Source organism: Streptococcus mitis (assembly GCF_001074635.1).
In the GTDB taxonomy this organism is placed as follows: domain Bacteria; phylum Bacillota; class Bacilli; order Lactobacillales; family Streptococcaceae; genus Streptococcus; species Streptococcus mitis_E.
Window position 1 is genome coordinate 1 of record NZ_JUQO01000084.1, and the last position, 13,665, is coordinate 13,665.

Below are 13,665 nucleotides of genomic sequence, written 5' to 3' on the forward strand. Positions count from 1 at the left end.
AATCTACGTATCAGACTCGTTCTAATGCAACTGGTGTTGCAGACTATAGAACTAGCTCCTCTCACTCTTATAAGAGCAGCGCTACATCAGGATCTCTAAGTTCAACTGCTTATGGTGGAAAAGCTGGAGCTACCCTAACTTTAAGTGCAGCTGTTAGCTTTTCTGCTCCTGAGTCTGGATTTTGACTTAGTTTAAATCACTCAGTATCCCATAACGTACCACCCTACACTTATGGTTACATCAGGCTAAAAGCATCTTACATAGTAAATGTTCGTAAACTAGAAGTTAGATACTTAGGAACTAACAAATGGGTTCCAGCTGGTGAAACCTCTACTATATCGAATGTTAGTGTTTGGAGCGAACTAGTCACTTGAAAATAACTTATTAGATGGATCTGGACTTTATCAGGTCTATCTTTTTATTTTTTTAAAAAAAGAACCTCGCAAAGCAAGATTCTTTTAGTGTCTGACTTAAATAATTGTTCTTCTGGGAACTAAATCGAATTAAGCTTCGATTTCTGTAACCATACCTGAACCAACAGTACGTCCACCCTCACGGATAGAGAATGTAGTACCTTGTTCTACGGCGATTGGGTGGATCAACTCAACGTCGATTGTCACGTTATCACCAGGCATTACCATTTCAGTACCTGCTGGAAGTTCGATTGAACCTGTAACGTCAGTAGTACGGAAGTAGAATTGTGGACGGTAGTTGTTGAAGAATGGAGTGTGACGTCCACCTTCTTCTTTTGTAAGGATGTAAACTTCACCTTTGAATTTAGTGTGTGGGTTGATTGAACCTGGTTTAGCGATAACTTGTCCACGTTCGATTTCATCACGTTGAACACCACGAAGAAGGACACCTACGTTATCTCCGGCAAGACCTTCGTCAAGTTGTTTACGGAACATTTCAACACCAGTAACAACTGCTTTTTGAGTTTCTTCTTTGATACCAACGATTTCGATTTCGTCGTTGACTTTAACGATACCACGGTCGATACGTCCTGAAGCAACTGTACCACGTCCAGTGATTGAGAATACGTCTTCGACTGGAAGAAGCAATGGTTTGTCAGTGTCACGTTCTGGTTCTGGGATGTACTCATCAACTGTGTTCATCAATTCCATAACGATGTCTTCGTATTTAGTGTCACCTTCAAGGGCTTTAAGAGCTGAACCTTGAATAACTGGAAGATCGTCACCTGGGAAGTCGTATTCTGACAATAGGTCACGGATTTCCATTTCAACCAATTCAAGCAATTCTTCGTCGTCAACCAAGTCAACTTTGTTCATGAAGACGATAAGGTGTTTAACACCAACCTGACGTGAAAGAAGGATGTGCTCACGAGTTTGTGGCATTGGTCCGTCAGTTGAAGCTACTACAAGGATAGCACCGTCCATTTGAGCGGCACCAGTGATCATGTTTTTAACGTAGTCCGCGTGTCCTGGAGCGTCGATGTGAGCGTAGTGACGTTTTTCAGTTTCGTACTCAACGTGCGCAGTGTTGATAGTGATACCGCGTTCGCGTTCTTCTGGAGCAGCATCGATAGACGCATAGTCTTTAGGTTGGTTAACTGATGAAGGCAAGCGACGTGCCAAAACAGTTGTGATAGCTGCAGTTAGGGTAGTTTTACCGTGGTCAACGTGTCCGATAGTACCAATGTTAACGTGTGGTTTACTACGATCGTATTTTTCTTTTGCCATTTGAGTAAAAGCCTCCAATAAAATATATTTTATAGATAGACAGTAGGCAATACAGTCTAACTTTCCTTACTATTTTATCAAATTTCAGCTAAATTGCAAGTGTTTTACAAAGTTTTTGTGAATTATTCTTAATCGTCTAATCTAAATGGCACTTCTACTTCTATAATTTACCTAAAGAAAAAGAAAAATCAGGAATTTCCTGACTTTTACTTAGCTAATTCTCTTTCTCGTTCTTTCATTGTTTTATGATTTTCATACAAACGTGATAAGAACTTAGAAATTTCTTTCAAGATAGAATAGGTTGGTACTGCGACAATCATACCAATGACCCCATATATATTGCTTGATAACAAAAGTAATACTAAAATTGTTATTGGATGGACTTTCATCACACCACCAACGATTCGAGGGTAGAGGATATTTCCATCCACTTGTTGAATAATTAGCATGTAAACAACTGCGATTAGCATTCTATGAGGATCCGTAAAGACATTGGCAATAATCATCGGAATCAAGCCAATACTTGGTCCCACATAAGGAATGAGATTGGCCAGTCCTGAAAAGATGGCAAAGACCAAAGCGTATTTCAAACCAATCACGCTATATCCGATAAAGGCCAAACAACCGATAATAATGGCATCAATTGCGACTCCACTAATATAGCGAGCAATTGTCGCATTCAAATTCTTTAAAAGACCTGCAATATGCAACTTATCTCTCTTTAAAACAGTACGTTCAAGCATCGGTAAAAATTTGTTACCATCTAACAAAAAATAAACCAAAAACACAGGGGTCATGATAATAATCAAAACGGTACTAAAGAGAGCTGATAGGACACTTCCGACACTATTGGTAACGCTATTTAGGATATTTTGTAAAATATCTACATAGGATAAATTTAACTGTTGAATAGTCGCTTGAATATCCAAATTTTGAAAGGCTGGATAAGTGGATAAATCGATAATCAAATCTTGCAGACGACTGTAGATAGTCTGGCTAGTCGCAATCAAGCTGGTCAACTGATTGACCAAAATCGGTAAGAGATAGACTACCCCAATGACAAGCCCCCAAACCAAAGCACACAAGGTTAATAGAATACCAATGATACGATTAATTTTGAAATACTTTTGTAAAAAATTTACAATAGGATTGGTCAAATAATATAAAAAACCACCTAGAAGAAAAGGAATCATGATGGTGTTTGCGACGCTTACAAAAGGCGTGATAATCGCCCCCATCTCTCTCCATAAATAAAAAATGACTGTTACTAATAAAATCTCACTGGTCCAAAAAAATAATTTATTCTTACGAAACATGAGCTACCTCCACTCATCTATTTTACCATACTTTCAAAAAAGCTTCTTTCTTCTATCATGAAACTGGGAATATTTTTTTCTTTATGTTAGAATAAACTTACTATGAAAAAAATAATTTTAACTCTCCTAAGCCTTTCCGTTATTGGCTCAGCATCTACTGTTGCTGCTCAAGATTTTAATATTGCTGCTAAACATGCAATTGCTGTTGAGGCAAATACCGGTAAAATTCTCTATGAGAAAGATGCAACCCAGCCAGTTGAAATTGCTTCAATCACAAAGTTAATTACTGTTTATCTTGTCTATGAAGCCTTGGAAAACGGCAGTATTACACTATCAACTCCGGTAGATATTTCTGATTATCCTTACAAATTAACGACAAATTCTGAAGCGAGTAATGTTCCTATGGAGGCTCGTAATTATACCGTCGAACAACTGCTCGAAGCAACCCTAGTATCTAGTGCTAACAGTGCGGCTATTGCCCTAGCTGAGAAAATTGCTGGCTCAGAAAAAGATTTCGTCGATAAGATGCGCGCAAAGCTCTTAGAATGGGGAATTCAGGATGCCACTGTTGTCAATACAACTGGTCTGAACAACGAAACTCTCGGAGATAATATTTACCCAGAATCTAATAAAGATGACGAAAATAAGCTCAGTGCTTATGATGTTGCTATCGTTGCTCGCAACCTCATCAAAAAATACCCACAAGTCTTGGAAATCACGAAAAAACCTTCTTCTACTTTTGCTGGAATGACAATCACTTCTACCAACTACATGTTAGAAGGCATGCCTGCTTATCGAGGTGGTTTTGATGGCCTTAAAACAGGAACAACAGACAAGGCTGGAGAATCTTTTGTTGGTACTACTGTCGAAAAAGGCATGAGGGTTATCACAGTTGTTTTAAATGCAGATCATCAAGACAATAATCCCTACGCTCGCTTTACAGCTACATCTTCCCTAATGGATTATATTTCTTCTACATTCACACTTCGTAAAATCGTTCAGCAAGGCGATGCCTATCAAGATAGCAAAGTCCCTGTACAAGATGGAAAAGAAGATACGGTCACTGCAGTGGCCCCAGAGGATATCTATCTAATTGAACGTGTTGGGGGTCAATCTTCCCAATCTATTCAATTCACACCTGATTCTAAAGCAATCCTCGCACCACTTGAAGCTGGAACAGTGGTTGGCCATTTGACTTACGAAGACAAGGATTTAATTGGTCAAGGTTACATTACCACAGAACGTCCTAGTTTCGAAATGGTAGCAGAAAAGAAAGTTGAAAAAGCCTTCTTCTTAAAAGTTTGGTGGAATCAGTTTATCCGCTTCATCAACGAAAAATTATAAAAAAATCGCGATTTTAAACCGCGATTTTTTTGTTACAAGTTCATCTTCAAGATCCTTGATTGGGGGTAAATCTAAAAACAAATTTTACCCAACTGATCCTTCCATTTCATAGCTAATCAAACGGTTCAGCTCAACAGCATATTCCATTGGAAGCTCTTTTGTGAAGGGTTCTACAAATCCCATAACAATCATCTCAGTTGCCTCAGATTCTGACAATCCACGGCTCATGAGGTAATAGAGTTGTTCTTCTGAAATCTTAGAAACCTTGGCTTCGTGTTCCAAAGCTACTTGAGAGTTGTGGATTTCATTAAATGGAATGGTATCTGATGCTGACAAGTCATCCATGATAATGGTATCACATTCGATGTGAGAGACAGATTTCTTAGAGTTTTTATTAAAGGTTACTTGTCCACGATAGTCAACCTTTCCTCCACCTTTAGCGATGGATTTAGACACGATAGACGAGCTTGTATGTGGAGCGTTGTGGATCATCTTAGCACCCGTATCTTGGTGTTGCCCTGCATTAGCAAAGGCGATCGAAAGCATGGTTCCACGCGCCCCTTCTCCATCAAGGTAAACTGATGGATATTTCATGGTAGTTTTGGCACCCAAGTTACCATCAATCCACTCAACAGTGGCATCCTTTTGAGCCTTAGCACGCTTTGTTACCAAGTTATAGACGTTATCAGACCAGTTTTGGATAGTCGTATAACGCATATAAGCACCATCTAAGGCAAAAATTTCTACGATGGCAGCATGCAAGCTGTTACTTGAATAAGTTGGTGCTGTACATCCTTCAACGTAGTGAACACTTGCTCCCTCATCAACGATAATCAAGGTACGTTCAAACTGACCTGTATTCTCGTTGTTGATGCGGAAGTAAGTTTGAAGTGGGATATCTACCTTAACACCTTTTGGTACGTAGATAAAGGTTCCACCTGACCATACTGCCGAGTTGAGGGCAGCCAATTTGTTATCTGTTGGCGGTACCAACTTCGCAAAGTATTGTTTAAACAAGTCTGGGTATTCCTTGAGGGCAGAATCTGTATCTGTAAAGATAATCCCCAATTTTTGGAACTCTTCCTTCATATTGTGGTAAACCACTTCTGACTCATACTGGGCAGAGGCACCAGCTAAATAAGCACGCTCAGCTTCTGGAATCCCGATACGTTCAAAGGTTTCTTTGATTTTTTCAGGAACTTCGTCCCATGAACGGGCTGGTTTGTCAGATGGTTTTTGGTAGTAAATCAAATCATCAAAATCAATCTCTGACAAGTCTGCTCCCCAAGTTTGCATAGGCATTTTTTTGAAGGTTTCATAAGACTTCAAACGGAATTCTAACATCCACTCAGGTTCTCCCTTAGCAGCTGATAGTTCACGAATGACATCTTCGTTCAATCCTTTTCCTGTCGATAGGACAGGCTCTACATCATCATGGAAACCAAATTTATATTCACCAAGGTCAATTGGTTTTGGTTCTACTCTTTCTTCAGCCATAATATCCTTTCTTTCATTCTTCATTTCTACTGATTCATAAGACAAAAGAAACTTGCCTTACTTGTTTTCTTGATTTTTAATTGTTTTCTTCAGGGCATTCCAAGCTAGGGTTGCACACTTAATTCGTTGAGGGAATTTTGCAACGCCTGATAAGAAAGATGCATCTCCAAGTTGGTCTTGACGCTCATCTTTTTGCCCTTGAACCATTTCAGAAAAAATAGTTGCAAGTTCTAAAATTTCTTGTTTGGTTTTTCCTAAAACTGCATCTGTCATCATGCTAGCAGAGGCAGTCGAGATGGTACAACCTGAGTTTAGAAAAGCAATATCTTCCAAACGGCCCTCTGCATCAAACTTGACGGAGAGATTGATAACATCTCCACAGGTTGGATTATTGAGACTGATTTGCTCAGCATCATCCAGCTTCCCTTGATGATGTGGATTTTTCGAATGATCCGCTACCACTGCCATATAGAGGCTATCTAGTTTAGAAAGTGCCATTGAAAAACTCCTTTGTCTTTTGTAAGGCATCGACTAGCTTGTCACAATCTGCCTTGGTATTGTAGATATAAAAACTTGCACGAGCTGTAGCTGTAACGTCCAAATACTGGAGCAAGGGTTGAGCGCAATGGTGACCCGCACGAACTGCCACTCCTTCATAATCCAAAGCAGTCGCAAGGTCGTGCGGATGAAGGTCACCTAGGTTAAAGGCAATGACACCCGAACGTTGAGCCAAGTCCTGAGAACCGTAAATAGTCAATCCTTCAATCGCCTGCAGTTTTGGATAGACGTAGGCGATTAATTCTTGTTCATGAGCTTCAATGGCATCCATACCAATCTTTTCCAGATAATCCACTGTCGCAGCAAGTCCGATTGCACCTGCCATATTAGGAGTTCCAGCCTCAAATTTCCAAGGTAATTCCTTCCAACTAGCAGATTGCTCATAGACAAAATCAATCATTTCGCCGCCAAATTCCACTGGTGACATTTGTTCTAAATACTTCTCTTTTCCGTACAGAACACCGATACCAGTCGGACCAGCCATCTTGTGACCTGAAAAGGCAAAGAAGTCCACATCCAAGTCCTGAACATCAATCTTCATATGAGGTGTAGATTGAGCACCATCCACCACCATGATGGCTCCAACTTGGTGGGCCATTTGCGTGATTTCTTTAATCGGATTGACTACACCAAGAACATTTGAGGCGTGAGCTAGCGAAACAAACTTGACTCTATCAGTCAATTTAGCTTGCAAGTCCTCCATATCCAAGGCACCGTCCTTAATATAGACATAGACAAGCTCCGCTCCAGTCTTGTGGCAGGCTTCCTGCCAAGGAATGATGTTGGAATGGTGTTCCATGACAGAAATCAAAACCTGGTCTCCATCAGTCAAGATTTCCTCTGCAAAGCGCGCCACCCAGTTCAGACTGGTTGTCGTTCCTCTAGTAAAGAGAACTTCCTTTGTAGACCCTGCATTGATAAACTTACGAATGGTTTCACGAGCAGCTTCATAGGAAGCAGTCGCCCTTTCAGCCAAAGTATGAACACCTCGGTGAACATTGGCATTGTCCTGCTCATAATAGCGGTTAATCGTTTCCAGAACTGCTAGTGGTTTTTGTGTCGTCGCGGCATTGTCCAGGTAGACCAGAGGCTCATCATTGACAATCTGGTCCAAAATCGGAAAATCCTTGCGAATCGCTTCTACATCTAACATAAGCTACCCCTTAGCGTTTTGACAATTTTTCTTCGATAGTCGCAATCATTTCATCGCGAACTTCTTTGACTGGTATCTCTACAATAACAGATCCAAGGAAACCACGAACAACCAAGCGTTCTGCAGTTGCCTTATCCAAGCCACGGCTCATGAGGTAGTACATATCTTCTGGATCTACCTGACCGATAGAAGCCGCGTGTCCTGCAGTTACGTCATTTTCATCAATCAAAAGAATTGGGTTGGCATCTGAACGTGCTTGGTCTGAAAGCATGAGAACACGGCTCTCTTGTTGCGCATCTGCTCCCTTTGCCCCCTTGATAATATGGCCGATGCCATTGAAGGTCAAGGTTGCTTTTTCAAGAATAACCCCATGTTGAAGGATATTTCCGATTGAGTTGCAACCATAGTTAGTCACTCGAGTATCAATCCCTTGTACCTGACGACCACTTGAAAGAGCTACAACCTTGAGATCTGCATGGCTACCATTACCAATCAAGTCACTATCAAAGTCCGCAACGACGTTCCCTTCGTTCATGACACCGATTGCCCAGTCAATGCTTGCATCGTTGCCTAATTTACCACGACGGCTAATGTAGGCAGTGACGTTTTCACCTAGACGGTCAATGGCGGCAAACTTCACTTGCGCACCAGAACGTGCAATCACTTCCACAGTGATGTTGGCAGTTGCTTTGGCATTACCCTCACCGCGTGACTCTAAACGCTCCAGATAACTAATCTTAGAATTTTTACCAGCGATAATCATAATATGCTTGTTAAACGGCACATCGCTATCGCTGTCTTGATAGAAAATACCTTCGATTGGCTCTTTAATTTCCACGTTATCAGGAATGTAGAGAACAGCACCACTGTTGAAATAAGCTGTATGGTAGGCTGCCAACTTATCATCGTCATACTTAACAGATGACATGAAGAATTCTTCGATCAGCTCTGGAATTTCTTCTAAAGCTGAGTGGAAGTCTGTAAAGACGACACCCTGTTCAGCCAACTCAACTGGAATTTGCTCAAAAACAGTCTGAGTTCCTACTTGAACCAATTTCAAGTGATTATCTAGAGCTGTGAAATCTGGAACATTTACTGATGGCTCACTTTCTGTAATCGTTCCATCACCCAGATTCCAACGGTGGAATTTGACACGCTCAATAACTGGTAATTCCAAACTCTCAATCTTATCAAAAGCTTTTTGACGGAGGTCAGCCAACCAGCTTGGTTCAGCGTGCATTTCTGAAAAAAGTTTAATATTTTCTTTAGTCATTTACTTCTCCTAAAAGATACGAGGGAATTACAATTCTTCCTTGTAGTCGTAGCCAAGTTCTTCAGCTAGTTTTGCGTATCCTTCACGTTCCAAACGCGCAGCCAATTCTGGACCACCTGAAAGGACAACACGACCTTCCATCATCACGTGTACCACGTCTGGTGTGATATAGTTCAAAAGACGTTGGTAGTGAGTGATAATCATAGCACCAAAACCTTCACCACGCATGGCATTAACACCTTTAGAAACAACTTTAAGGGCATCAATATCAAGACCAGAGTCAATCTCATCCAAAAGAGCAAAAGTTGGTTCCAACATCAAAAGTTGAAGAATCTCATTACGTTTTTTCTCACCACCAGAGAAACCTTCGTTGAGGTAACGCTCAGCCATTTCTTCTTTCATGTTGAGCAATTCCATCTTCTCATCCAATTTAGTAATAAACTCACGAACTGAAATCTTCTCATCGTCTTCTTTACCAGCATTCATGGCTGCACGAAGAAACTCAGCGTTAGTAATACCAGGAATTTCTGATGGGTATTGCATAGCAAGGAAAAGTCCCATACGCGCACGCTCGTCCACTTCCAACTCAAGGATGTTTACGCCATCAAACAAGACTTCACCTTTGGTAACTTCATAGTTTGGATTTCCCATGATAGCGGCAGAAAGAGTCGATTTACCAGTACCATTTGGTCCCATGATAGCGGCGATTTCTCCTGTTTTCAGGATCAGGTTAACCCCTTTTAAAATTTCTTTTCCTTCAATCTCAACGTGAAGTTCTTTGATCTCTAATACTGACATGATAGTTCCTTTCTTTTTCAAGGCCTTTACAGTTCTTACTGGGAACATACTTGATTTCCCTAGAAAATACGGTAAAAGGTCAATAAATATACTTTTATAGTATAACAAAAAAAAGCCTAAAAGGCTTTGATTTTGTCTAGAAGCTGAGGACTAGTCTTTTCCTTTTAAATGTTGGTCAATGACATCTACTATTTTACCCATCAAGTAACTAACTCGGAAATTTCTAAAGAGCAAAATGGCCCAAAAGGCTGCCATAATATAACGACCAGTCATCCAGGCTTCATTGAAAAAATAGGTCTCAGCAGCTGTAAACAGCGCGATGATAATAAATTGTTGTCTATTCATAAACTTATTGTATCATGAAATCTTTCTTTAGTCTTCCTCTACCTTCACTTTATCAGCCAAAAATTCAAATCCTTCTGGAATCAGGCTTTCTTCTGCTTCTTTTTCAGTTTGGGAAGATTTTGCTTTGACTGAAAAGGCTGCGCGAACTTCTTTCCATTCCTCCATGGAAATGGCTAAAATCTCAGGTGAAAAACCTGCTGCCTGACTGAGGATATTGCCAAACATGGTGTTGAGATTGTCTCGTTTCATGGTTTGACCAGCATTGAAGTTAGACTCAAAAGCAAGAATAGCATGGTGTTCATTGGCCGCAACCGGTTGAGAACCAACTAGCAGAGCTTTATCAGGACCTCCAAGACTTTCAATCACCTCTCCCCAGGCATTCTGCAAGCGAATCAGATTTTGACGTGCTAAATCAGGATTTTCAACAGCCTCTTGTAAGATAGAGTGAACCTTATTTCGATCCACACGATAGACTGTTTTGCCTGCTGTTGGACGACTAGGAGCTGGATTTGTTGGCTTAGATACGGTTCCCACATTTGCGAGTTCTTGTTTGAGACGGGCAATTTCCTGTCTCAGTGCAGAAATTTCACTTTCAACTGCCCCAGAAAGAGCTGGTTCAGGCTTAATCTCTGCCAAACGGATAGTCATCATCTCAGCATAAATCTTAGGCTGCAAACTAGACTTAATATCTGCTAAACTGACTGTCGCCAAGCGAATCATTTCAAACAGATTTTCTTGAGGAAGTGCCAAATTTTCTACAAAGACTGGACTATGATGAGTATTTTCTCCACCTGTTTGGACAATTAACAAGTCTCTTAAATAGTGCAAAAGGTCGGTCACAAAACGAGTCATGCTCTTACCATTGTCAAAGAGAAGATTTAAGCACGCTAGGGCCTTGGGAACATCCTGTTGAGACAAGGCAGCCACATAATCATCCAAGGCTGATAGACTAATGGTACCAGTAATTTCTTCAGAGATGGCAGTCGTCAGCTCGTTTCCCTGTGTCAAACTCAGGGCTTGATCCAAAATAGACAAGGCATCTCGCATTCCACCTTCAGCACGTCTGGCAATGATTTCCACAGCCTCTGGTTCAGAACTGATATTTTCTTTTTCTAAGATATAACGGATATGTTCCTTAATATCCTGTGTCTTAATTGATTTAAACTCAAAACGTTGGACACGGGATAGAATAGTGGCAGGTATCTTGTGCAATTCAGTAGTAGCCAAAATAAAGACCACATTCTGTGTTGGCTCTTCCAGCGTCTTGAGAAGAGCATTAAAAGCCCCTGTAGACAGCATGTGAACCTCATCTATGATATAGACTTTATAGCGGGCAAGACTAGGAGCGTAGGTAGATTTATCACGAATTTCACGAATTTCATCTACCCCATTATTAGAAGCCGCATCCATTTCAATGACATCTTCTAAACTACCGTCCGTCACAGCCTGACAAATATAGCAGTTATTGCAAGGCTCACCACCCACTTGATTGGGACAGTTCATAGCTTTGGCAAAGATCTTAGCCACACTAGTTTTTCCTGTTCCACGTGGACCAGAAAAAAGATAGGCATGACTAATTTTCTCTTGCTCTACTGCTTGTTTAAGAGTCTTAGCCACAACTTCCTGTCCAACCAACTGCGAGAAGTTTTGACTTCTATATTTTCGATAAAGTGCTTGATACATTAGGCTTTCTCCCCAAACATTGTAAAGTCCCATTCTGTCTTTTCAAGCAAAATAGCGACAAATTGTTCCAAATAATCTCGATCCATAGCATCATAATCATCAATCTCTGAAGAATCAAGATCTAGAACTCCAAGTAATTGACCATTCTTAACCATCGGAACAACAATTTCACTTTTAGCTCGACTATCACAAGAAATATAGTTGGGATAAGTTGTTACATCACCAACCAGAACAGTTTCCTGAAAGCGGGCTGCCTCACCACAAACACCTTTACCTAGTGAGATACGGATACAGGAAACACCTCCTTGGAAAGGACCTAAAATCAATTCCTTTCCATCGAACAGATAAAAGCCTGCAAATACGGTATTAGGAAAACCTGATTTTAAAAGAGCGCTGGCGTTGGAAAGATTAGCCAAAACATTGGTTTCACCATCCAACAAAAAATAGAGCTCCTCATTTAACATTTGATAACGTGATTGTTTTTCTGATTCTAACATAGGACTATTATATCAAAAAAGGCTTACAGACAAAAGAAAAATCCCTTGTTTAATAAACAAAGGATTTTGCGAATTTTCAATTTGATTAAAGTTCGATATCACCGAACAAGTCAGCCATTGAGAATCCTGTTTGTGTTTCTGGAAGTTCGAAATCACGTTTTTCTTGACGTTTTGGACGACGTGGACGAGCAGCACGTTTTTCTTCTTTTTGTCCTTCTTCTTGAGCTGGACGCTCTTCAAGAGCTTTGATAGAAAGTGATACGCGCTCTGCATCTGCGTTAACTTCAAGAACTTTAACTTTAACTTCTTGACCAACTTTAAGAGCTTCTTTAGGATTCTCAATACGTTTGTGTGAGATTTGTGATACGTGAACAAGTCCATCGATACCTGGCAATACTTCAACAAATGCACCGAAGTCAGTCAAACGTTTAACTGTTCCTTCTACTACATCACCTTTAGCCAATTTTTGCTCAACGCCATCCCATGGTCCAGGTGTTGTTGCTTTAAGTGAAAGTGATACACGTCCTTCTTCTTCGTTAAGATCAAGGATTTTCACTTCAATTTCTTCACCAACAGTTACAACTGATTTTGGTGATACGTTACGTTCATGTGACAATTCAGTCAAGTGAACCAATCCGTCAACACCACCAAGGTCGATGAAAGCACCGAAGCTTGTGATACGTGCAACTTTACCAGTTACAACATCACCAACAGCCAATTTACCGAATACTTCAGCGCGAGCTGCTGCTGTAGCTGCTTCAACAACTTCACGACGTGAAAGGATGAAGCGGTTTTCTTTAGCGTCAACTTCTTTGATTTTAGCATCAAATTCTTGACCTACAAAACGCTCAGTGTTACGTACGAAACGAGTATCCAACATTGAAGCTGGGATAAATCCACGAACACCTTCAAATTCTACTGAAAGTCCACCTTTAACGGCACGAGTTCCTTTAACAGTAACAACTTCTTCTTCGCGACCAACAAGTTTGTCCCATGCTTTGCGAGCTTCAAGGCGTTTTTTAGATACAAGGTATGTAACTGTATCAGTATCTTTACCAACTACTTGACGAAGTACAAGAACATCCAATACTTCTCCTACTTTAACAAAGTCATTGATATCTGCATCGCGATCGTTTGTCAATTCGCGAAGAGTCAAGACACCTTCAACACCAGTTCCAGAGATTGCAACGTTAGCTTGAGTCGCATCAACTGTCAATACTTCAGCACTAACAACATCACCAGGCTCAACTTGGCTAACGCTATTTAGCAAATCTTCAAATTCGTTCATCTAAAAAATCCTCCAACAATCAAGTTTTTCTTAAACTTGACATACTTATAATTTTTTTCCTAAGCACCCGCAAGGACATGTTCATATCGTTCACGTCTTTCAATTATAAAAATAAAATACCCTAAGATATTTTGCTTTTTATCTTGATCATTACCTAAGAACTGGGGTAGCTGGATTCGAACCAACGCATGAGGGAGTCAAAGTCCCTTGCCT

At 40.5% G+C, this 13,665-nt stretch carries 12 protein-coding genes and 1 pseudogene; 2 read left to right on the forward strand and 11 right to left on the reverse strand.

Annotated elements, in window-relative coordinates; all coding sequences use genetic code 11:
- Nucleotides 1–185: pseudogene (locus ADI58_RS11525) on the forward strand (hypothetical protein); the annotation flags it as partial.
- Nucleotides 186–503: 318 nt separating this feature from the next.
- Here the strand turns inward: ADI58_RS11525 and tuf are convergent.
- A complete protein-coding gene (tuf, locus tag ADI58_RS03625) occupies nucleotides 504–1,700 on the reverse strand; it encodes an elongation factor Tu (RefSeq protein WP_001040726.1) in 1,197 nt (398 codons plus the stop codon).
- A gap of 206 nt (nucleotides 1,701–1,906) precedes the next feature.
- A complete protein-coding gene (locus tag ADI58_RS03630) occupies nucleotides 1,907–3,016 on the reverse strand; it encodes an AI-2E family transporter (protein WP_049521501.1) in 1,110 nt (369 codons plus the stop codon).
- 102 nt (nucleotides 3,017–3,118) lie between these two features.
- Here ADI58_RS03630 and pbp3 point away from each other — a divergent pair, with 102 nt between their 5' ends.
- The gene (gene pbp3 / locus ADI58_RS03635) at nucleotides 3,119–4,360 is read left to right on the forward strand and encodes a D-alanyl-D-alanine carboxypeptidase PBP3 (RefSeq protein ID WP_049521502.1); all 1,242 of its coding nucleotides are present in this window, start codon (nucleotides 3,119–3,121) and stop codon (nucleotides 4,358–4,360) included.
- Between the two features lie 84 nt (nucleotides 4,361–4,444).
- Here the strand turns inward: pbp3 and sufB are convergent, their stop codons facing one another.
- The 9 genes from sufB to rpsA all read right to left on the reverse strand — a co-directional run bounded on the left by sufB (nucleotide 4,445) and on the right by rpsA (nucleotide 13,452).
- Complete coding sequence (sufB, locus tag ADI58_RS03640) at nucleotides 4,445–5,857, reverse strand: Fe-S cluster assembly protein SufB (protein ID WP_000797054.1); 1,413 nt, start codon at nucleotides 5,855–5,857, stop codon at nucleotides 4,445–4,447.
- A gap of 57 nt (nucleotides 5,858–5,914) precedes the next feature.
- Nucleotides 5,915–6,355 (reverse strand): Fe-S cluster assembly sulfur transfer protein SufU, encoded by a 441-nt coding sequence (sufU, locus tag ADI58_RS03645; RefSeq protein WP_049521503.1) that lies wholly within the window; start codon nucleotides 6,353–6,355, stop codon nucleotides 5,915–5,917.
- A complete protein-coding gene (locus ADI58_RS03650; RefSeq protein WP_049521504.1) occupies nucleotides 6,342–7,568 on the reverse strand; it encodes a cysteine desulfurase in 1,227 nt (408 codons plus the stop codon). Before ADI58_RS03650 ends, sufU begins: the two co-directional genes overlap by 14 nt.
- Nucleotides 7,569–7,578: 10 nt before the next feature.
- Nucleotides 7,579–8,841 (reverse strand): Fe-S cluster assembly protein SufD, encoded by a 1,263-nt coding sequence (gene sufD / locus ADI58_RS03655; RefSeq protein WP_049521505.1) that lies wholly within the window; start codon nucleotides 8,839–8,841, stop codon nucleotides 7,579–7,581.
- A gap of 27 nt (nucleotides 8,842–8,868) precedes the next feature.
- The gene (gene sufC / locus ADI58_RS03660) at nucleotides 8,869–9,639 is read right to left on the reverse strand and encodes a Fe-S cluster assembly ATPase SufC (RefSeq protein WP_049521509.1); all 771 of its coding nucleotides are present in this window, start codon (nucleotides 9,637–9,639) and stop codon (nucleotides 8,869–8,871) included.
- Nucleotides 9,640–9,789: 150 nt separating this feature from the next.
- Nucleotides 9,790–9,984, reverse strand: a complete 195-nt coding sequence (locus ADI58_RS03665) for a DUF3272 domain-containing protein (RefSeq protein WP_001081602.1) — start codon at nucleotides 9,982–9,984, stop codon at nucleotides 9,790–9,792.
- Between the two features lie 27 nt (nucleotides 9,985–10,011).
- Nucleotides 10,012–11,667, reverse strand: coding sequence for a DNA polymerase III subunit gamma/tau (dnaX, locus tag ADI58_RS03670; protein WP_049521506.1), 1,656 nt, complete (start codon nucleotides 11,665–11,667; stop codon nucleotides 10,012–10,014).
- Complete coding sequence (locus ADI58_RS03675; protein ID WP_049521507.1) at nucleotides 11,667–12,164, reverse strand: GAF domain-containing protein; 498 nt, start codon at nucleotides 12,162–12,164, stop codon at nucleotides 11,667–11,669. Before ADI58_RS03675 ends, dnaX begins: the two co-directional genes overlap by 1 nt.
- An 85-nt stretch (nucleotides 12,165–12,249) precedes the next feature.
- The gene (gene rpsA / locus ADI58_RS03680; RefSeq protein ID WP_049521508.1) at nucleotides 12,250–13,452 is read right to left on the reverse strand and encodes a 30S ribosomal protein S1; all 1,203 of its coding nucleotides are present in this window, start codon (nucleotides 13,450–13,452) and stop codon (nucleotides 12,250–12,252) included.
- Nucleotides 13,453–13,665: the final 213 nt, after the last annotated feature.